This window comes from Terribacillus jepli, from assembly GCF_047228925.1.
GTDB lineage: Bacteria > Bacillota > Bacilli > Bacillales > Amphibacillaceae > Terribacillus.
The window spans coordinates 123,394-141,905 of record NZ_JBFEGH010000009.1 but is presented as its reverse complement, the minus strand read 5'-3'; the positions used below and the strand labels follow the sequence as shown (position 1 = coordinate 141,905).

Sequence of the window (18,512 nt, the reverse complement as noted above, 5' to 3'; positions counted from 1 at the left end):
AAACAGCAAAAGGAAATCAAAGCTCAAACTTCTCAAAAAAAGCTGTATTGTGGAGGATACTCGGGTGATCCGGATGATAAAAGACAGCTTTGTCATGAGCCGATTTTGCCTCTTCCAGCTGGCCGATCCGTGAATAACAAAGTGTCAGCTGCAAATATGGATACCACGTCGTATAAGCAGGTACACTGAAACCCGGAAGTTCCTTCCCTTCAAAATCCAATGCCTGCCGATACCAATATGCAGCCGCCTCATAATTCCGATCCTCCGTCAGCAAGTCCCCGATCAGACAGCAAAATTCAGGCCGCGGACGATCATATCGAAACGATCGGAATAAGTGCATCCGATACCCTTCCATATCTCCTTCTGCTTTGCAGCAATCCGCCAAGTACTGGCACGCACGGATATTATCCTCCACCCAACCCGCTTCTGATTGAAGGAAATCGGTATAGTAATTCTTGGCAAGGTTGAACTTTCCGTGATCTTTCAACTCATTTGCATAGTAAAACATATCGCGTGGTGTCAGCTTTCTGCCAGAAGCAATGTAAGACTCATAGATTCGCAGGTTTCGATCTGATATCGTATTCGTTTTTTTATTTTTACGATGGGTGACAGCTATTTCCGACGCCACGATATTGCCGCCGAATTCCAAGTATTCATGCACGGCACCGTGCCAGCGGAAATTCTTGCTCCGCTTCACGACTCGATTTCTTCTATACAAGTACAGCGGCCGCCCCTCACTATCCAATTTTGTATGATAATACATCGATACGACGTCCACTTCATCGGTCAAATTACTCCATAAGGTACAGAAAGCCTCCTGATCCTTCGCCAGCAGTATATCATCTGCATCCAGCCACATGATATACTCTCCTGTCGCCTTACTGAAGCTGTAATTCCTTGCAGCGGAAAAATCATCTATCCATTTGAAATCAAAGATACGCGAAGTGTACTGTGCTGCAATTTCCTTTGTCCGATCAGTGGAGCCTGTATCCACGATAATGATTTCATCCACCAGATTCCGGACGCTATCCAAGCAGCCAGCCAGCACTTCTTCTTCATTCTTAACAATCATACACAAACTGATGGAATGCATAGGTCACCTCGGCATACATGATATTCTCAATATATGCAAATCCTTTCAAGGAATTGCCAGATGCGTTTTATCTTGTAACCTTCCAAACCCACCAGATAAGTGCTGGCTGTGCAAGGAGCCGTATATAAAGAAGTGCTTGGTTGGTCTCTTCAAATCCGGGCACTGGTATATCATATACGGCACTGTAAATGTTTGCCGGAAAGATTGCAATCAGGTAAATGACAGCGAAGATAGCGGTTAATTTTCTGGTAGCAGGTACAAGTAATCCAATAGCCAGGAGAATCTCCGCTATGCCAGTCAGATAAATTAATGTATAGCGCAGCGGTACATACGTTGGCAGCATAGCTGTAAAGCCATCATCTAATACGAAGTGCAAAATACCTGCTACAATAAACATCAGACTGAATACGCACAAGCCAACTTTTTTCACCTCTGCCGTCCCCTCTTTTTTCCTTATCTATTACCCTGATTTCCTTCCTGGAATCTCATCTCGCGAACTTCCCACTCTGGATAAACCACTGTTTCTAACGGTATTGCAGATGACAATAACCATTGGATCGCCTGCATGACCAACGGTGAACTGTTCATAATCGACAATCTATCAAAAGAAACCCATTCTGCATCTATCGCATCCTGCCCTGCAAATTGCTCTGGTACCCTCAATTCCCCAGTTGCCTCTGCCGTATATAAAACCGCTGTATGATGTACACAGGTAAATTCCTTCCATTGCCACGGTAGCTTAAAATCGACAACACCTATCTGCTTCTTCACTGCTGCAGTCAAGCCGGTTTCTTCCTTTACTTCACGGATGACAGCTTCCAGCAAACCCTCTCCGCTTTCCAGACTTCCACCAGGCAAATCGTAGCGATTGATATATGGACCAGCTCCTTTATGGATGACTAGTAATTTGCCTTCTTTATGTATGACGGCATAGACACCGAATGCACGATGATAACTTATCATTTTTTCCTCCATTCGATTTTTATTGAATTCAATATTCTAATAATATAGAATATTAAAAGAGGTGATAGATATGCAAATAATTCAGACAGGTTTTAAAGCAAAACACGATTATACCATTCGGTTTGAAACATCGTTATTATGGGAAGCCGCATTAGGAATTGCCGCAGTAACGAATGCACCCTTAGCCGGGACGCTCGAGCATGTGGAAAAGATGTGGGATGATCCCGATAATGACTTTTCGACAGATCTTCAGCAAGAATTGGATAAGATCCATCAGTACAATACCTGGAAAGCACTGCTTCAGTTACTCCATCACTCAAATGCCCGGACCTTAAAGGAATGGGAAAATGAAATTTCAAACATGCCGGAAAAGACATTTCGAGAAAGCTGTCTCCCTTACATCGGAAGCACTTTTGAAAACCATCGGATTCAAGCAGCTCAAGGAAATGAAAGCTCTTTAGCAACTCTACAAGAGGTAACTGCAGATAACCCTTTCTTTCCGGACTATATCGCTGTTATTGCCAAAGCAGATAGTACCTCTTTGAAAAACCACTTGATTTCGGTTATGTCGAAATGGTTCATAGAGGTTATCAGACCGAAGGAGAAACACTTGCAGGATATCCTGGAACGGGACGTCTCTGATAAAAAACATAAGCTGGCAGCAATGGATAAACTGACATTCATTCGCTGGGTGACAAACAATACAAACTTCAAACCGGATGATGCTATAGATACGATTTTATTAATTCCGCATTTTCACTATAGACCATGGACCATCAGTGCAGACCTGCCTGGCACAAAGGTTTTCTATTACCCGATCCATGCAGGCAGCATCGATCCTGAAAACAGATATAATCCGGATACGATGCTAGTAAGAAAGTATAAGGCATTGGGCGATGCAACCAGACTTAACTTGCTGAAACGATTAACAGAAGGTGAACAAACGCTCCAGCAATTAGCAGAGCAGCTTCCCGTCGCGAAATCAACACTGCACCACCATTTAAAGATGCTCAAATCCGCCGGTCTCATCGATTCAAATAAACAGGCCTACTATGCAAATAAAGATAGCATCGCTTCCTTAGATCCCGAACTGCGGGCCTTTTTGGATGAGTGATCATATGGGCATGGAGAAAATTACGCTAACCCATCCGCTTTCACGCCTGATGATGAGCACCACAATGGCATCAATGGCCGGGCAAGTATACAGCATCCTGCTTCCGCTGCTTGTCCTGGAAGTAACCTCTTCCACTATCGCAGTTACTATCGCCATAGCGGCTGAGCGGACCACGATGCTGCTGCAGCCTCTAATCGGTCCTTTTCTCGACCGCGCGAACTGGAAGCATGTACTGCTAATTGCTGACTTTGCTCGCTTTCTCTGTTTTCTGCTGTTGAGTATAATCGCTGTAACCGGACAGATAAGTCTTCTGCTTATCTGTATCATATCCGTATGCATCGGATTCGCCGGTCAATTCTACCAAGGCGCTCAGTTCACTGCCATTCCGTATCTAGTTGCTGATCGGCAGCTTCATTATGCCAACAGTCTGGAAAGTGCTCTATATCAGCTTACCATTGTAATCGGACCGAGCATAGGCGGTGTCGTTCTTGTATTCTTCAGCATCCATTACAGCTTAATAGCAGTAAGCGTACTTTCCTTACTCGCCGTTTGGCTAGTCCTCCTGCTTCCATACGAGCAGCATACGTCCAGCTCCAGAACATTCTCCATATCCCATTACATACACGAGCTGAAGGAAGGATTCACTTTTATTTATCATCAAAAAGAAATCTGGTACACCAATCTCATACTACTGATTTCCAACTTCGGCATTCAGTTTCTCATTGTCTTGCTGGTAATCTATGTAGATCAACTTACAAATGATCCGCTGCTCATCGGCATCGTCCTGTCTTCCGGCGGAATCGGAGCCATTCTCGGTACATCTCTCGGATTCTTTGCCGATCGGTTCTCTACATACAGACATATACTTTTTACTGCCAAAGTGATTGGCGGGTTATCTATTATCTGGGTCGGCCTAACAGATAGCATATGGTTGGCAGCCTGCTTCAATATGGTCGGAACAGCGGCCGCAGGCGCAGTTAACCCGATCATCAAAACAATCAGGCAGCGCTATACGCCACGCCATCTCCTTGGCCGTGTCCAATCCACATCCCGCTTTATCACCTTTACTTTACTGCCAGTAGCTTCCATTTGCGGCGGACTGCTATCAGAGTGGATCGGTATTGGTTTAACAATCATACTAGGCGGATGCATCGCTTCAATCTCCGGGTTTCTCGTATGGAGATTGCCACATAAACTATAAAAACGAGCTAAGCAGATAACCCTAGGATTTTATTCTACATCTATAGACTTAGTAAATAACAGTTCCCTGGACAGATGATTACACTGGTATATATAGGTAAAATCAATTCATTAATTATTTGAATTAACAAAAAATGAACCGTTAAAAGTGCAATGACTTTTAACGGTTCATTTGAAAAAAGTTATGGGAGAGGGTACTACATGTATAAGAAATTATTCCTTTTATTACTGATTGCCTTAATCCCATTATTTCCACAAACACTTTATGCTAATGAACATGAAACTCCATCGGGAATCCCATTATCCGAAGTAGAAGCTTACGTGGATGACTATGTCAGTGACTATATTGGCAAAACAACTGCGGGTGCAAGTATCGTCATAACAAAAAATAATGAAATTGTATTTTCAAAGGGGTATGGATATGGAGATGTCGAAAACCAAGTAAAAATAGACTCTGGTACTTCTGTATTTGAATGGGGTTCAATAAGCAAATTGTTTGTCTGGGTTTCGGTGATGCAATTAGTTGAACAAGGAAAGATCAAGTTGGATGAAGATATAAAGAATTACTTACCAAACGAATTTCTCAAGCACCTTAAGTACGATGATCCTATCACAATGTTAGATTTAATGAACCATACAGCCGGGTTTGAGGAGAGGATTTTTGATTTAGGCTATGCGAATGCTGACCAATTAAATCCTTTGGATATAGGAATACAAATAGCTGAGCCGAACCAGATATATCGTCCAGGTGAAGTCGTTGCTTATTCAAATTATTCAACAAGTCTAGCAGCCTATATAGTTCAGTTAATTACAGGACAGGATTTTAAAGATTATGTAGAACAACATATATTTCAGAGATTAGGTTTTTCAGATTCAACTGCCTATCTGTCTTCGGAAAGTAATGAACAGATGACAAAAAACAAAGTAAATGGCTATGAACTTATTGATAAAGGAAAATTCAAACTTTCAACAGAATACTATATGTCAATGTATCCTAGCGGAGGAATAAATGGAACAGCACAAGATTTAGCCAAGTTTTCAGATGCACTAATGCCGCAGCTCCATAATAAGAACCTTTTATTTGAGAATGAAGATACCCTGAAAACATTGCTTTCACAAAGTTATTCTGCGAATGAACATGCGCCTGGTATCGCTCATGGCTTCTGAGAGTATGATGGTAAATATAGAGGTTTAACGCATGGAGGAAATACAACTTCTTTCTCCAGTAACTTCCACATAGTACCTGAAGAAAATTTTTCAGTAATCATTTTGACAAATCAAGCATCTGAGATCGATATTTCTTATGGGTTAACCAAAGAATTAGTAGGAGAAAAAGAGAAAAATAATGTAATCACATCACACCTGCAAAATTCACAATCATTAGAAGGTACGTATATCTCTGCTCGAAGAATGGAAAGCGGCTTCCTAAATCTATATAATTATTTACTGCCGCTTACGGTTAAATCAAAAAATGAAAATGAGATAGAAGTGAATCTTGCAGGTGCAACCGGTAATTACACACAAATATATCCTAATGTGTATAAGATGAAAAACGGGAATCCTTTGTTTATTCCTGCAAGTGTTCTCTATTTTTCAACTGAAGATGGTGACATAAAACAAATTCATACATCCATTTCAGATTATCTGCCTATGGATAAAAGTCCTTATTGGTTAACAATTAGTGCGATTTTATTCGTTTACTGCTTCGTGTACTTCATCTTGTCTCCATGTGTTTTAATCATAAGCAGTATCCGGAGCCGGAAAAGAAAAAAACAGTCTCTAAAAACAAGAAAATGGATTTACTTGTTAAACTTTGTCGGTACAGCTTTTGTGTTGAATGTAAGTCTATTGATAATAAGAATGTTAAGTAATATTGATAGAGCATATACTGAAGTGCTTCCGCATATTGTCACTAATTACATTTTAACAATCATAAGCATTATCTCTATTATTTTCTTTCTAATAAATATTAAAAAAGATAAAACAACTAAGATACAGTTTTATTTATACGCATTGACTAACATTTCTATTGTTATTCTAATCTCATTACTTATAACTTGGCAGTTTTATAAATGATGAACTGAGCACTGGGTCAATTCCCGATACTCACTGGGAATTTTCACAGAAGCCATAAAAAGAAGGCTCCTCGCAAAAGGAGCCTTCTTCCTTCATTACCTACGCAATATTTATTGGACCCGCGGGAATCCGAAACCAGATGCATAATCATCGCCACGCGCAGCACCATAGCCGCCAAGAATATCATTGGCACGAGCACGCGACTGCAGAGTCTGTCTCACCTGGGAGCTGCTGAGACTAGTGTTTTCAGACCAAATCTTTGCTGCCAGACCAGAGACATGCGGTGTAGCCATGGATGTCCCCGTAAGTGTAGCATACGTATTTCCCGGATACGTAGATAGGATAGCTGATCCAGGAGCCGATACTTCCACATCGCCCTGCTGGATCACGTAATCACCATCTGTACGGCTGTAGCCTCTGGAAGAGGAATTCGCAACACGGTATGTACCGTTTTGCTGACGATTTTCCAGGTTCGCTACTGCCACCGCTTCCGGCAAGGCCGCAGGATAGCCGATGGTGCCTTCATATGGACCCGAATTTCCGCTGGCCGCAATGACTAGGGCACCACTGTTATTTGCATATCGCACAGCACTGGAGATGAGCGAATCTTGTCCGCCGCCAAGTGACATACTGATGACCACTTTCTCGCCGCGGTTAGCTCCCTCGTCTGCTGCTTTCCTAATAGCATTAGCAATGTCATCGGAATAACCGCGTCCATCATCACCAAGTACCTTGTATGCCCATAAATCCGCTTCCGGTGCTACACCATAGATTCCCGAGCCATTTCCACCATTGGCAAGCGCAGAGCCGGAAACGTGCGTACCATGTCCATCACGGTCGACACAAGTACCATTCACTTGCCCGCTGGAAGCCTGTGTAAAGTCGACACATTGTTCCACATTGGCAGCAAGGTCAGGGTGATTAACAGATGTACCAGTATCGAGAACGGCAATGTTGATATTATTTCCTCCGCTTGTTCTCGTTATGGATGAATCGTTATAGATTGCCTGTATCCCCCAAGGTGTTCGATCAGATACCGCTTGCGTCGAAACATCTCGATTGGCAGACACTTCCTGCTTCGTATACACCGTTACTTCGGTTACTTCCAAAGCTTTATCAGCCTTTAGTTCCTTAAGCTCCTTTTCGGATACTTCGGTAGTGAAGCCCTCATTGCCAAAGCTGTTACGGACACCATGCTCTTCCTTGACCTTGTCGGTGGCTTGCGTGGAGAACACACCATCCTTCTGCTTGACTAGTACGCGGACTTCGTCATTTTTCGCCGTTTCGTCCGGAGCAGCGGAAGCTTGCAGCGGCTGAAATACAGATAATCCTATCATTGCGACAGCAGCGACACTTGCCAGTTTTCTTTTCATTTCATCACCTCACTGGATTTTATAGTCACTGAAGTGGAGTCCATCCCCTGTCATTCTAGACTCTCAGAAACTATTACAGTAAATCTAGCATAGGCTTCCTATGAAATGTATTGGGAAAACAGATGACAGCAGCACACAAAAAAAGACATTATTCCAATTTCTTTTTCCTTTTTCCAGCAGAATGTTTGCCCAAAAGAAACTTCCAGTGATAAAAGGCGGAATAATGTCTTTCTATTAAGCTATCAGAATTGCAAACTAGTCATTATGGCACTGTATAAAAGTCCCGAAGCGACAAATGCTGCTGCCAATGCAAAGCTTGCTGCTGCTCTTTTCCTGAAAAAATATATGATACTGGTCAAAAAGAAGAAAAATCCGATGAAGCAAATAACCCCAACCACACCCCAATGCCAGGTTGCGACACTTTCAGCCGTTACACGAGGAAAAATGCTGCCGAAAATCAGTGCAGAACCTTCATTTCTTAAAGTAGCGGGAATGTCCGCTGGTGTGGCGGATGTACCAAGTACCGCTGTGCAAATGAAGACAATCGCTAACAAGATAGCTTCAGCACGTATCCAGCCGAATGGACGGAAGTCTGGATCACGATGTGCCTTCCTTGCCAGAAATCCATTGATGACGGCAAATATAAGCACTGGAACGAACACGATATGTTTTATGAACAGCATTTGCCCATATGTGAGCATCAAAGCATTTCCGTAATCCCGGATATCCATCGCAAACAGCATGACGATGATTCCACTGGCTATCACTGCAATAACGAGCAGGATTGCAAACGGCGTGAACCACTTCAGGAAACTTTCCCAACTGAAGTGTTCGGGAGCATAAAAACAAACATGAATCAGGACACCAACCCAGAAAACGGCAGCACCTAAATGTATGAAATGAGCGAATGCACCGATCAAACCGCCCTCTGTGGCTGTGTGGCTGCCATACGCATCAAGAAATAGCATCCCAAGGAACAAGATGAGTGTCAGAACCGGAAGTTTATCGAAATAAAGCAGCAGCCAGACACCAATGGCGAGAACAAAGATTCCGATCCATACTTTTCCGGCCGTGAATTGAAATAAAACCTGGCTCAATGCCTGACCATAACCGTTTTGTGCACCAAGCAGAGAAACAAGATTGATGACCGGGCCGCTTGTAACAAGCGCTGCCGATGCTGCCGATGCCAAGACATCACTTCGCGGCGTCCGGATAGCTGCTTCGTCCTTGCGTACAAATCGGAATACAATAGACCCTGCGAGAAAAGAGAAAGCGATATACGACAGCAACTCCAATAATGGGACAAGAATCATGGAGAATTAATCCTTTTTCCGATATCCGAAGAACAAGACTCCCGCACAAAGAAGGACGATGACCACCAAACCAGTGGTGATGAATCCTGTATTGGAACCTTCCTCTTCTTCATTCGTTTTTTCAGCAGCTGTTTGCTCCTGCTCGTTCACTTTCAGATTTTGATCGCTTTTCTCTGCATATTGAACATCTTCATCGTCATTCGTTGTCAAACCTTCTGCTGTAAAAGAAACTGTGTTACCAACCTCATGTCCATCAGCTGAAATCACTTTGTAGCTCAATTCATAATCGCCATTGATCATTTCTTGCGCCAATGGTACGGTGATTGTCGTTCCATCCACAGTCGAAGGTTCTGTGCTGAATGTTTGTCCATCTACTGTCACCTTTGTTTCCACTACATCTTCCACATCCGAATTGAATGTCAGCGTGAAAGCATCCAAGCTCTCTCTCACGGTATCACCCTGTCCGGGGTCAGATGCCGTCAAGACTGCATGGGCAGATACAGTCTGCGGCAGCATATATAAAAATAATGCCAGCAAGACGAACATCGCCTTCTTCATTATCTACCACTCCAATTTTCAAATGTCTCTTCCATCGTATAAAAGAAAAAGACAAGCGTATATAATGAATTGTGACCAAAAACTTACATTTTTATATCCTCAAGCAGCGTTGCCCCTGCCAAATAAAAAAGATGCACTTATCTGTGCATCTTTTCCATTCCCATTTTCAACTCATCGACAGCCTGCTGGATATTTGCTGCTTTGGTCAAGACCGAGATGAACGAGATGCCATCCGCGCCGGCTTGACGAACAGCTTCTGCGTTTTTTTGATTGATACCCCCGATGGCAACAATAGGGAAGTCCCCGACTTGTTTCCGGATTTCCCGCAGTCCAGTCAGTCCGATCGGGAACTTGGCATCGATTTTAGTTCGGGTGGCAGCAATCGGGCCGACCCCGATATAATGCGCTCCGTCTCGGATTGCCTTCTTGGCTTCTTCGGCATTTTGGGCACTTACACCGATTATGAAATGCTCTGGACAACGCTCCTTCACTACCTGCATCGCTTCATCTGTCTGTCCGACATGCACGCCGTCTGCGCCAATCGCAATGGCAAGGTCGACATCGTCATTAACGATGAAAGGAATGCGGTGCGCCCTGCATCTAGCCTGGAGCCTTTCTGCCAGCTGTCGTTTTGCTTCTCCTACCCTCGCTCCTTCCCCTTTTTCACGAAACTGGAACATTGTGATGCCGGCTTCGAGCGCATGTTCCAGTATGTCCTCCGGATCCTTGTCCGGGCAGTTTTGACTGCCCATGATGAAATATAGCTCCAATTCTTCTTTCATGTTACTGCTCCTTTTCCATTGATACTTTCACATCCCAATCCCCTATCGAATATGTTCTCATTCCTCAGATAGAAAACTCCTTGCTGCTAATTTAGGAAAAAGTGTGGAAGATGGATAGCAATCCCAAAACTGCGTAAAGTAAGCCCAAGCTTTGAACAAGGAGATGGTAAAGTTGAAATGGATAAAAGCCGGGGCTGTCATAATCGCTCTATGTCTCGGATTGGTCGTTACCAATCCCGCTGCTTCTTTCGCTGCTGATGAAGTTGTTGCCGATGTATTGACAGATAAGCAAAAGCAGGAAATAGCAGCACTGCAGAAACAAGCCTTGGAGCAGGAAAAGCAAATCATCGAGAAATATGTTGAATTCGGTGTCTTCTCCGAGGAAAGAGCCGACCAAATCGTGAAGCATTTGGACCAACGATTTGAGCAATTGGAGAAGGATGGCTTCATTCCTAAGCCACATAGGCATGGCCATCCTCCCCGTCCAAACTGACCATTTCAATCAGCAGGATCATTCCTGCTGATTGTTTCATTTCACAACTACTTCTAGTTTATCCACCTGTTCCATATCCCTTGCACTATCCCCCAATAGATAAAGCTGGTCCAGAAAAGCAACCTGAAAACTTCCCGGGGCTTCTGTATGTTCAGCCGCTGCTTCTGCTGCGATACCATAAAAGCAGAGTGCGCCGATGCAAGCTTTCACTATATCATCTGCTGCTCCTGCAAATGCCGCAACAACCGCACCAAGCAAGCAGCCGGACCCTGTTATGTTAGTGAGCATTTCGTGACCATTCGCTATGCTGTACGTATTGTTCCCATCCGAGAGGATATCTATTTTTCCTGTTGCGATCACTATCGTATCCAATTCCCTTGCAATCTGCTGAACGAGACTAGGTGAAATACCTTCACCTGAACCATCCACCCCTTTTATTTTGGCAGATGTACCGCCCAGGACAGCTATTTCACCCGCATTTCCACGGATGACAGTGACATCCACCTCTGCCAGAATACGACGGGCCGTTTCTGACCGGTATGTTGTCGCACCCACACCTACAGGATCGAAAATCACCGGTATATCGAGTCTGTTCGCTTCTTTCCCGGCTAGGATCATCGCTTCCACATCCGCTGCAGACAGTGTACCGATATTGATCAGCAACGCCTGTGCATGCTGCACCATTTGCGCCGCTTCTTCCTTGGCAGACGCCATCACGGGAGAAGCACCGAGTGCAATCAATCCATTCGCTGTGAAATTGATGACAACATTGTTTGTAATACAGTGAATCAGCGGGTTCTTTGCGCGGACTTCCTTTATCGCATCAGTATACTTCATTATGCTGTTCCTCCTGTACAGGTACACTTTTCAGACGGTAGCCCCAATGGTTTGTCGGTCCATTTCCTTTGCCTAGCTGCAGCGAATATCGAATGGCATCTGTCACAAAGTCCTTGCCGATCTTGACCGCTTCTTGCAAGGTTCTCCCCTTTGCCAATTCCGCTGTGATTGCTGCTGAATATGTGCATCCTGTACCGTGTGTATGCTTTGTCTGCATTCGCTCGGCTGTGAAGGAGGTGAAGTTTTCTCCATCATAAAGCCAATCTGCTGCATAAGCCCCCTCCATATGCCCGCCTTTCATCAGGACAGCTTTTGCTCCATATTCCCGGACGATCCTTTTTGCCGCTGTTTTGATGCTAGCTTCATCATCTATCCGGATACCAGTCAGTTCTTCTGCTTCGGGTACGTTCGGCGTAACCAGTGTTGCCAGCGGAACAAGATGCGACTTAAGCGCATCCCTCGTTTCTTCTCCCATTAGTGCATGGCCGCTTTTGGCGTACATGACTGGATCCATGATATAAGCTGCCTTCGTTTTATTCAACGTAAAAGCGATACACTGCATCATTTCTTCTGTTGCAATCATTCCGGTTTTTACAGCAGCCGGTCCGATGTCTGTAAAAATGGATTTCAGCTGCTGTTCAAGAAATGCAACTGGAACATGATGAATGGCCTGCACTCCTGTCGTGTTCTGTGCGACGAGAGATGTGATCACACTCATGCCATATACTTCACGCTCTTGGAATGTCTTCAGGTCCGCCTGGATTCCAGCACCGCCCGAAGGGTCCGTACCGGCAATCGTCAATGCACTTCTAACATCAGGCATGAAGGGATTCCCCTTTCAACGGCACCATCCAGTCTTGCTCGGTGGTCGCCATCTCCCAGAAGGCATGCTCCAGCATACAGCTTTTCAGGAAAGCTTTCCGTGCCCGTTCCTTGGCAGCAGATCCTGCCGTTTCGGCCCATTTGTCCAGCCGCTTGCAAAGTTCGGATGTCACATCCGGCATACCGTCTTCCCTGCCGGCATAAAAGAGGATCCACTCCAAGAACGGATTGGATGCATCCGGAGCCTTCGTCTCGATAATATGAGCAGCCAGTGCTTGATACGTCCATGGGCAAGGCAGAAGCGCTGCCATCAGTTCCCCGATATCACCATGCAGAGCACTATTCATCATGTGGGATATATAGTGGTCCGCTGCTGGCGGCGGTGTCATACGCTGCAAATCTTCATATTTCACACCGGCCACCTTACAAAAAACATTATGCGGATGAATTTCACTATGCAGGACGAAGTTGATCTGAGACTGATAGAAATCCATCTCTTCCCGTGTCTCACATTTGCTGACTGCCAAGCCGTAAATACGGGCGAATGCAGTCAGGTACTCATAATCTGCCTTCACGTAATGGATCAATGCTTCTTTCGGCACATGGCCATTTGCTACTCCCGTAACAAAAGGATGCTTATAGATCGCTTCGAAAACCGGGTTTGCTTCTTCTCTCAATTGTGCAGAAAACATGTATTTTCCTCCCCTTATTGGAGAAAGCCCTGATGAAGAGTGATTGGCGCCGGCTATATAAAAAAGCCGCTCCAAAAGTATGGAGCGACTCGTATACATAGTGATAGTGTCAAAGCTTACACGAATCCGGCTCCACTTCCCTACGCTGGTGTTAACCAGATCAGGTTCAAAGGGACAAAGATTTCTCTTATCTCAGCCAAACGGCACCCCTAGTGGACTTCCTCAAAATTCAATTGTCCCTTTAACTATCACATGCATGGATAAGATTGTCAACCGATGCATTAGGTGAAATATTCAATCCGTGATTGCGGGAACATCTTATAAATCGTGCTCCCCAGAACATCTTTGATTTCTTCTTGTTCTTCATTCTGATAAACATATTTTCCGATACCGTAGCGACCCCACTTGTATTTCCGCTTATTTTCATCGAGTTCCAGCTTCGTCATCGGGTAGTTTTTCTGGATGACACGCTTTGCCGGCTTCGTGAATCGATGCTGAATCAATTCAAAAGTGAGATTCTTTTTGGCATGGGCAGGCAATGCCGCTTCCAGCTGCTCAAGCATTTCCGGGTAGCCCTTCTGCCAGCCTTCATGCAGATAGATAGGAGCGACGATGAAACCGAGCGGATACCCAGCTTCTGCTACTTTCACAGCAGCTTCGATCCGATCTTTCAATCGGGAGGTACCAGGTTCGAAATATTTGATCACATAATCATCGTTGATGCTGAAGCGAAATCGTGTCCGCCCCTGATGATCTGCATCCAATAGATGATCCACATGGGCAAATTTTGTGACGAAGCGCAGCTGACCATGCTTGGAACGCCCGAAATATTCTATTGCATGCTTCAACGTATGCGTCAGATGATCGATCCCGACAATATCCGAAGTACAGGAAGCCTCGAATCTTGTTTCCTCAGGAGCCCTCTCTTGCATGTACTGCTCTGCTGCTTCGAATATCTCATCTGTATTCACATACGTACGGATATAAGGTTTGGAACCCATCGTTGTTTGCAGGTAGCAATAATGACAATGCCCCATACAGCCTGTCGCAAAGGGAATTGCGTATTCAGCAGATGGTTTCGACGTATCGAATTTCAATGTTTTCCGCACTCCGACGACCAAAGTCGATTTAGCGGTACGATACTTCTGGAAATCATTGTCCCCTGGCAGATTACGAACCTGATTATGGGAAGTGGTCTCACGGATTTCCACTCCCATTTCCTTGAATTTATTTTGCAGTTTCACTCCAAGCGGGTACTCCAATGCCCTAGGTTCGATATAGACTAGCTGCGGTACGAATGGTTTAACCATAATAACCGCCCTCGGTGAGACCGAAAGCAGACACATACGCCTCTTCTGCCTCTCCAAGATCCTGATAGACGGCTACTTCATCTGTCAACGGATAATATGTTTCATAAACAAATAAAGCCAGTTCCCCAGGCTTTTCGGGATTATGGACGACTGCTGCTTCCTGTATATTTGCCACTCCCTGCGCATGGGGGTTGCGAATGATTACGTAGACGATATCTCCTGCTTGAAATGCATCCATACCAATTTGCCTCCTTTTTTTATACATACTGGGGCTAGTATGCACAGTTTGCAGACAAAGCATGTAAAAAAATGAACCCTTTTCCAAGATGTATTCGTCTACTTCTTAGGGAGGGTTCAAGAGTGAAAATCTTTATATATATTTTTCTGTTGATCATTTTATCTTTTATCGCCTACTATCTGCTGGCCAATTAAATCATACACGGAAACGAGCTACAGAGGTTTGCAGCTCTTCTGCTAGATATGCAAGCGAACTGGATGAAGCAGCGATTTCCTGCATAGCTGCCAGCTGCTGCTCCGTTGCAGCTGACACATTTTCCGTTGAAGCTGCTCCTTCTTCAGCTACCTCATTCACATCACCAAGTGACCGATTGACAGAATCCGTTCCTGCAAGCATACCTTCCAGGGCGACTTGCACTTCTTTGAATTCCTCCACCAATCCTGCTACGGCAGTTTCAATTTGATGGAAGGATCCGCCTGCTTGACCTGCAACTTGTGTACCTGTCTGCACTTCATTCGCCGCATACTGCATCAGGTCGATCGTTGCTGTTGTGTCTTTTTGGATGAAGTCGATCAAAGAAGCGATTTGCGCTGCTGCTCCCTTCGTTTCCTCGGCCAGTTTCCGCACCTCATCCGCAACGACTGCAAATCCTTTACCATGTTCTCCAGCTTGAGCTGCCTCGATGGTGGCGTTTAGGGCAAGAAGATTCGTCTGTGCCGAGATATCCGTAATGACACTTGTAATATCACTGATTTCCCCCGACCGCTTGTTCAGACTGTCAATGGAAGCAGACAATTCCCGGACATGGGAATTGATCGTATCCATCTGTTTATTGACATCCTTGATTGCATTCCCTCCCTGAACAGAAAGCGCGGATGTTTTTCTTACTGCTTCTTCAACGGTCTGGACGTTTGCAGCTAATGTACTCGTATGCTGTTCCATGGCATTCATTGTCCCTGTAGCTGTCGTAACAAGTTCGAGCTGCTGGACAGAACCTCCTGCCAATTCTTGCATCGTTCTTGCCACGTGTTCGGATGACGAACTGCTTTGTTCCGCGCTAGCACTCAATTCTTCTGCGGAAGCTGCCACTTGCTGAGATGTATCGTTCACAACCCGGATGATGGATCGCATACCATCAGCCATAGTGTTATAGGAAGCTGTCAGCTCCCCTATTTCATCTTTGGATTGATACGAACCATCACTGCTGAAATCACCATCTGCTGCTTTGCCCAGTAATTCACGCAACTCTTTCACAGGAGTTACGATGAGCTTCGTAATCAGGATTCCTAACGCAATGAGCAGTATCAACGCGACACCAATGACAATCGATAAGATAATTGTTGCTGTCTTTACGTCCTCATTCGCTTCGTTATATGCCTGCTCTGCTTCTTCTGTGTTCTGCAGCTGCATTTTCGTCAGTGTATCATTTACGAGAGTAAGCTGCGGAACCTGTTCTTCGACATACAAATCATAAGCTTCTTCATTCTGATTCGCCATTGTCAGGCGCAAAACCCGATTTCGAACATCTTGCAACTTTTCACGTTCTTGCTTATAGGTTTCGAAGATTTTCTTACTATCTTCGGACATATAACTATGCTCCAATTTCTCCATTTCATCATCAATCTCAACTATGGAGTCAGTAAGCTGCTTATTCAGCTCATCATTCCTTGCCTCTTCCGTCACGAGCATCATTTCCAATAAATATGCATCGTTCGCAGTGTTATTTTCTTGAATTATACCCAGTGATAAATTGGGCAGAATTTTGTCTAGATACATCTTTTCAGCATCTTGAGCCATCTCCCGTGTATAAATCAACCCAGATGCACCTACAACACCGAGCGCAATGGCTCCTACCAGGATCAAAATAAAAAGCTTTGACCTGATCTTTACATTTCTCATCACTTTCACTTACGTATCCCCTTTAAACTAATAACTATTACACAGCACCATTCTGTATAATCACGTACCATATATCGGCGAAGTTAAAAGAAAATGAAGTGATTCTAAAAGTTATGTAAAATATTCCGATTTAATTTTTTACAAAATATCAACAAAAAGCCCTGACACTTCAGCGTAATGTGACCGCCAAGTACCAGGACTTTCAAATATTTATCTTAATGGAAACAGTCCATCATCAGATAAAGCCTCCGGGCTCGGTTTCCCAACATAATAGCCTTGGGCTAGATCAATCCCGATTCGTTTACAAAAGCTAAGCTCTTCCTCCCTCTCAATCCCTTCTGCCAGAACCTTTGTACCAAGCGTTCTGGCAACATCGATCACTTTATGGAGAAATTCCTGTTTCTTGGAATCCGTATCGCAATAAGATATGTATGCTCTGTCTATTTTGACGAAATCCGGCTCCAGTTCCCTGAACAGATCGAGTGTGGAATAGCCTGCGCCTATATCATCAAGAGCCACCATCATGCCCTCTTGTTTGTAGCGTTTGAAAATACGTTTCAAGCGGGCAATGTCATCCAATTTCTCTGTTTCGACCACTTCGAATACGAGGTCTCCGGGAGCAATCCCATATTCATTGACTATATGAAAGGTCTGCCCCAGACAAAAATCGGGATCATAGATGGTGGATGGCAGGAAGTTGATGAAACTCTTCACTCCAACAGGTATGCCTTCCCTCGCCCTTTTCCTGACTGCTGTCTGTCTTGCTTCCTGATCGAGCATGGAAGTGAGTCCTGCTTCTGCCGCAAAATTAAATAAAACAGCGGGGGATACTTCCAATTTGTCTGCGCGCAATAAATGCTCAAAACCGAAAATTGCTTCATCCTTCATGGAAATGATCGGCTGCAAAAAGGAACGAAATGCCCTCTTGTGGATAATCTCCGTAAATTGGGGATATTGAATCCGATGCAGCAACTCCTCGACAGATAGCATCGGATAACTATGTGTCACTTTCTTGGCAACAGAACACATTGCTGAGGCAATACAATGACGTTGAATGGAAAGCAGCATCTGCTCCAGCTGCTGTTTATTGAAATATTGATAAATCGTATATGTATCTTCCTGCCTGAGCGGATTACCTAGAGCTAGGTGTCGGGATGATTCCGGCAGCTGCAGCAGTAATTCCCCTTTCTCTGGTATATGCAGGACTGTACCGCACATTGCGCAAACAGAGGGCTGCCCCATCATGATCCACCCTTTCCGGACGACAGGACTTGAACGGCGTATTTCCGCGATCTTGGTCCATCAAACTCACAAAAATAGATGCCTTGCCACGTCCCTAAAACTAATCTGCCTCCTGAAATGAGAACTGTGTGAGCATGCCCGACGGTACTCGTTTTCAAATGAGCGGCTGTGTTTCCTTCTGCATGGAGATCCAATTCATGTTCCCAAGGAAATACTTCCGCAAGTCGACGAAGAAAATCTTGCTTCACATCGGGATCGGCATTCTCATTTACGGTGATGCCCGCTGTCGTATGCAAGGAGGAGATGACTGCTATCCCTTCCCGGATGCCTGTTGACTGTATATAGCGCTCAATGGATTCGGTGATTTCAATCATTTCATCATGCTGATTTGTTACTATAGGGAATATGTCCATAGTCCTACCTCCTGTTCTGATCCTATACCCGAATTTATTCGACATTGTTCTACATATTCCTTTTTAAATTAAAAAACTGTTTAAAATGGCCTTT

20 protein-coding genes and 1 riboswitch are annotated in these 18,512 nt (G+C 44.5%); of the genes, 5 read left to right on the top strand and 15 right to left on the bottom strand.

The genetic code is table 11. From position 1 onward, the window contains the following. Nucleotides 1-16: 16 nt before the first annotated feature. The 3 genes from AB1K91_RS11835 to AB1K91_RS11825 all read right to left on the bottom strand — a co-directional run bounded on the left by AB1K91_RS11835 (nt 17) and on the right by AB1K91_RS11825 (nt 2,056). On the bottom strand, nt 17-1,093 hold the full coding sequence (locus AB1K91_RS11835) for a tetratricopeptide repeat-containing glycosyltransferase family 2 protein (protein ID WP_413090040.1): 1,077 nt from the start codon (nt 1,091-1,093) through the stop codon (nt 17-19). A gap of 67 nt (nt 1,094-1,160) precedes the next feature. Then, nucleotides 1,161-1,523: a DoxX family protein gene (locus tag AB1K91_RS11830; protein ID WP_413090039.1), complete on the bottom strand. Its 363-nt coding sequence runs from the start codon at nt 1,521-1,523 to the stop codon at nt 1,161-1,163. A gap of 23 nt (nt 1,524-1,546) precedes the next feature. Next, nucleotides 1,547-2,056, bottom strand: a complete 510-nt coding sequence (locus AB1K91_RS11825) for an NUDIX hydrolase (RefSeq protein WP_413090038.1) — start codon at nt 2,054-2,056, stop codon at nt 1,547-1,549. Between the two features lie 70 nt (nt 2,057-2,126). On the opposite strand from AB1K91_RS11825, the gene AB1K91_RS11820 reads away from it, so the two are divergent. The 4 genes from AB1K91_RS11820 (at nt 2,127) to AB1K91_RS11805 (ending at nt 6,446) form a co-directional block, all read left to right on the top strand. Further along, nucleotides 2,127-3,170 (top strand): helix-turn-helix domain-containing protein, encoded by a 1,044-nt coding sequence (locus AB1K91_RS11820; protein ID WP_413090037.1) that lies wholly within the window; start codon nt 2,127-2,129, stop codon nt 3,168-3,170. Then, on the top strand, nt 3,163-4,371 hold the full coding sequence (locus AB1K91_RS11815) for an MFS transporter (RefSeq protein WP_413090036.1): 1,209 nt from the start codon (nt 3,163-3,165) through the stop codon (nt 4,369-4,371). Before AB1K91_RS11820 ends, AB1K91_RS11815 begins: the two co-directional genes overlap by 8 nt. A 200-nt stretch (nt 4,372-4,571) precedes the next feature. Then, on the top strand, nt 4,572-5,537 hold the full coding sequence (locus AB1K91_RS11810; RefSeq protein WP_413090035.1) for a serine hydrolase domain-containing protein: 966 nt from the start codon (nt 4,572-4,574) through the stop codon (nt 5,535-5,537). 102 nt (nt 5,538-5,639) lie between these two features. Then, complete coding sequence (locus AB1K91_RS11805; RefSeq protein ID WP_413090034.1) at nt 5,640-6,446, top strand: hypothetical protein; 807 nt, start codon at nt 5,640-5,642, stop codon at nt 6,444-6,446. Between the two features lie 110 nt (nt 6,447-6,556). Here AB1K91_RS11805 and AB1K91_RS11800 read toward each other — a convergent pair whose 3' ends face one another. The 4 genes from AB1K91_RS11800 to thiE form a co-directional block, all read right to left on the bottom strand. Further along, the gene (locus tag AB1K91_RS11800) at nt 6,557-7,819 is read right to left on the bottom strand and encodes a S8 family peptidase (protein ID WP_413090033.1); all 1,263 of its coding nucleotides are present in this window, start codon (nt 7,817-7,819) and stop codon (nt 6,557-6,559) included. 242 nt (nt 7,820-8,061) lie between these two features. Further along, nucleotides 8,062-9,132: a copper resistance D family protein gene (locus tag AB1K91_RS11795; RefSeq protein ID WP_413090032.1), complete on the bottom strand. Its 1,071-nt coding sequence runs from the start codon at nt 9,130-9,132 to the stop codon at nt 8,062-8,064. Between the two features lie 6 nt (nt 9,133-9,138). Beyond that, entirely contained in the window at nt 9,139-9,690 is a 552-nt protein-coding gene (locus tag AB1K91_RS11790; RefSeq protein ID WP_413090031.1) for a copper resistance CopC family protein, read from the bottom strand. A gap of 137 nt (nt 9,691-9,827) precedes the next feature. Next, nucleotides 9,828-10,472: a thiamine phosphate synthase gene (gene thiE / locus AB1K91_RS11785; protein WP_413090030.1), complete on the bottom strand. Its 645-nt coding sequence runs from the start codon at nt 10,470-10,472 to the stop codon at nt 9,828-9,830. 172 nt (nt 10,473-10,644) lie between these two features. Here thiE and AB1K91_RS11780 point away from each other — a divergent pair, with 172 nt between their 5' ends. Further along, entirely contained in the window at nt 10,645-10,965 is a 321-nt protein-coding gene (locus AB1K91_RS11780) for a YckD family protein (protein WP_413090029.1), read from the top strand. A gap of 36 nt (nt 10,966-11,001) precedes the next feature. On the opposite strand, the gene thiM is transcribed toward AB1K91_RS11780, so the two are convergent. The 8 genes from thiM to AB1K91_RS11740 all read right to left on the bottom strand — a co-directional run bounded on the left by thiM (nt 11,002) and on the right by AB1K91_RS11740 (nt 18,418). Further along, nucleotides 11,002-11,802, bottom strand: a complete 801-nt coding sequence (gene thiM / locus AB1K91_RS11775) for a hydroxyethylthiazole kinase (RefSeq protein ID WP_413090028.1) — start codon at nt 11,800-11,802, stop codon at nt 11,002-11,004. After that, on the bottom strand, nt 11,789-12,625 hold the full coding sequence (gene thiD / locus AB1K91_RS11770) for a bifunctional hydroxymethylpyrimidine kinase/phosphomethylpyrimidine kinase (RefSeq protein ID WP_413090027.1): 837 nt from the start codon (nt 12,623-12,625) through the stop codon (nt 11,789-11,791). Before thiD ends, thiM begins: the two co-directional genes overlap by 14 nt. Beyond that, nucleotides 12,618-13,316 (bottom strand): thiaminase II, encoded by a 699-nt coding sequence (gene tenA, locus AB1K91_RS11765; RefSeq protein ID WP_413090026.1) that lies wholly within the window; start codon nt 13,314-13,316, stop codon nt 12,618-12,620. The genes thiD and tenA overlap by 8 nt, the downstream gene beginning before the upstream one ends. A 120-nt stretch (nt 13,317-13,436) precedes the next feature. After that, nucleotides 13,437-13,537: riboswitch (TPP riboswitch) on the bottom strand. Nucleotides 13,538-13,597: 60 nt separating this feature from the next. Beyond that, a complete protein-coding gene (gene splB / locus AB1K91_RS11760; RefSeq protein ID WP_413090025.1) occupies nt 13,598-14,626 on the bottom strand; it encodes a spore photoproduct lyase in 1,029 nt (342 codons plus the stop codon). Further along, entirely contained in the window at nt 14,619-14,864 is a 246-nt protein-coding gene (locus tag AB1K91_RS11755; protein ID WP_413090024.1) for a transcriptional regulator SplA domain-containing protein, read from the bottom strand. Before AB1K91_RS11755 ends, splB begins: the two co-directional genes overlap by 8 nt. Before the next feature lie 195 nt (nt 14,865-15,059). Further along, on the bottom strand, nt 15,060-16,763 hold the full coding sequence (locus AB1K91_RS11750; RefSeq protein ID WP_413090062.1) for a methyl-accepting chemotaxis protein: 1,704 nt from the start codon (nt 16,761-16,763) through the stop codon (nt 15,060-15,062). A gap of 210 nt (nt 16,764-16,973) precedes the next feature. After that, a complete protein-coding gene (locus AB1K91_RS11745) occupies nt 16,974-18,008 on the bottom strand; it encodes an EAL domain-containing protein (RefSeq protein WP_413090023.1) in 1,035 nt (344 codons plus the stop codon). After that, nucleotides 18,005-18,418: a secondary thiamine-phosphate synthase enzyme YjbQ gene (locus tag AB1K91_RS11740; RefSeq protein WP_413090022.1), complete on the bottom strand. Its 414-nt coding sequence runs from the start codon at nt 18,416-18,418 to the stop codon at nt 18,005-18,007. Before AB1K91_RS11740 ends, AB1K91_RS11745 begins: the two co-directional genes overlap by 4 nt. Nucleotides 18,419-18,512: the final 94 nt, after the last annotated feature.

Excerpts from the sequence above, each read along its gene's own strand:
- AB1K91_RS11790 (WP_413090031.1), bottom strand. The coding sequence starts at position 9,690 with ATGAAGAAGGCGATGTTCGTCTTGCTGGCATTATTTTTATATATGCTG.
- tenA (WP_413090026.1), bottom strand. The coding sequence starts at position 13,316 with ATGTTTTCTGCACAATTGAGAGAAGAAGCAAACCCGGTTTTCGAAGCG.
- thiD (WP_413090027.1), bottom strand. The coding sequence starts at position 12,625 with ATGCCTGATGTTAGAAGTGCATTGACGATTGCCGGTACGGACCCTTCG.
- AB1K91_RS11825 (WP_413090038.1), bottom strand. The coding sequence starts at position 2,056 with ATGATAAGTTATCATCGTGCATTCGGTGTCTATGCCGTCATACATAAA.
- AB1K91_RS11835 (WP_413090040.1), bottom strand. The coding sequence starts at position 1,093 with ATGCATTCCATCAGTTTGTGTATGATTGTTAAGAATGAAGAAGAAGTG.
- AB1K91_RS11740 (WP_413090022.1), bottom strand. The coding sequence starts at position 18,418 with ATGGACATATTCCCTATAGTAACAAATCAGCATGATGAAATGATTGAA.
- AB1K91_RS11745 (WP_413090023.1), bottom strand. The coding sequence starts at position 18,008 with ATGATGGGGCAGCCCTCTGTTTGCGCAATGTGCGGTACAGTCCTGCAT.
- splB (WP_413090025.1), bottom strand. The coding sequence starts at position 14,626 with ATGGTTAAACCATTCGTACCGCAGCTAGTCTATATCGAACCTAGGGCA.
- AB1K91_RS11820 (WP_413090037.1), top strand. The coding sequence starts at position 2,127 with ATGCAAATAATTCAGACAGGTTTTAAAGCAAAACACGATTATACCATT.
- AB1K91_RS11810 (WP_413090035.1), top strand. The coding sequence starts at position 4,572 with ATGTATAAGAAATTATTCCTTTTATTACTGATTGCCTTAATCCCATTA.
- AB1K91_RS11750 (WP_413090062.1), bottom strand. The coding sequence starts at position 16,763 with ATGAGAAATGTAAAGATCAGGTCAAAGCTTTTTATTTTGATCCTGGTA.
- AB1K91_RS11755 (WP_413090024.1), bottom strand. The coding sequence starts at position 14,864 with ATGGATGCATTTCAAGCAGGAGATATCGTCTACGTAATCATTCGCAAC.
- thiE (WP_413090030.1), bottom strand. The coding sequence starts at position 10,472 with ATGAAAGAAGAATTGGAGCTATATTTCATCATGGGCAGTCAAAACTGC.
- AB1K91_RS11815 (WP_413090036.1), top strand. The coding sequence starts at position 3,163 with ATGAGTGATCATATGGGCATGGAGAAAATTACGCTAACCCATCCGCTT.
- AB1K91_RS11800 (WP_413090033.1), bottom strand. The coding sequence starts at position 7,819 with ATGAAAAGAAAACTGGCAAGTGTCGCTGCTGTCGCAATGATAGGATTA.
- thiM (WP_413090028.1), bottom strand. The coding sequence starts at position 11,802 with ATGAAGTATACTGATGCGATAAAGGAAGTCCGCGCAAAGAACCCGCTG.
- AB1K91_RS11795 (WP_413090032.1), bottom strand. The coding sequence starts at position 9,132 with ATGATTCTTGTCCCATTATTGGAGTTGCTGTCGTATATCGCTTTCTCT.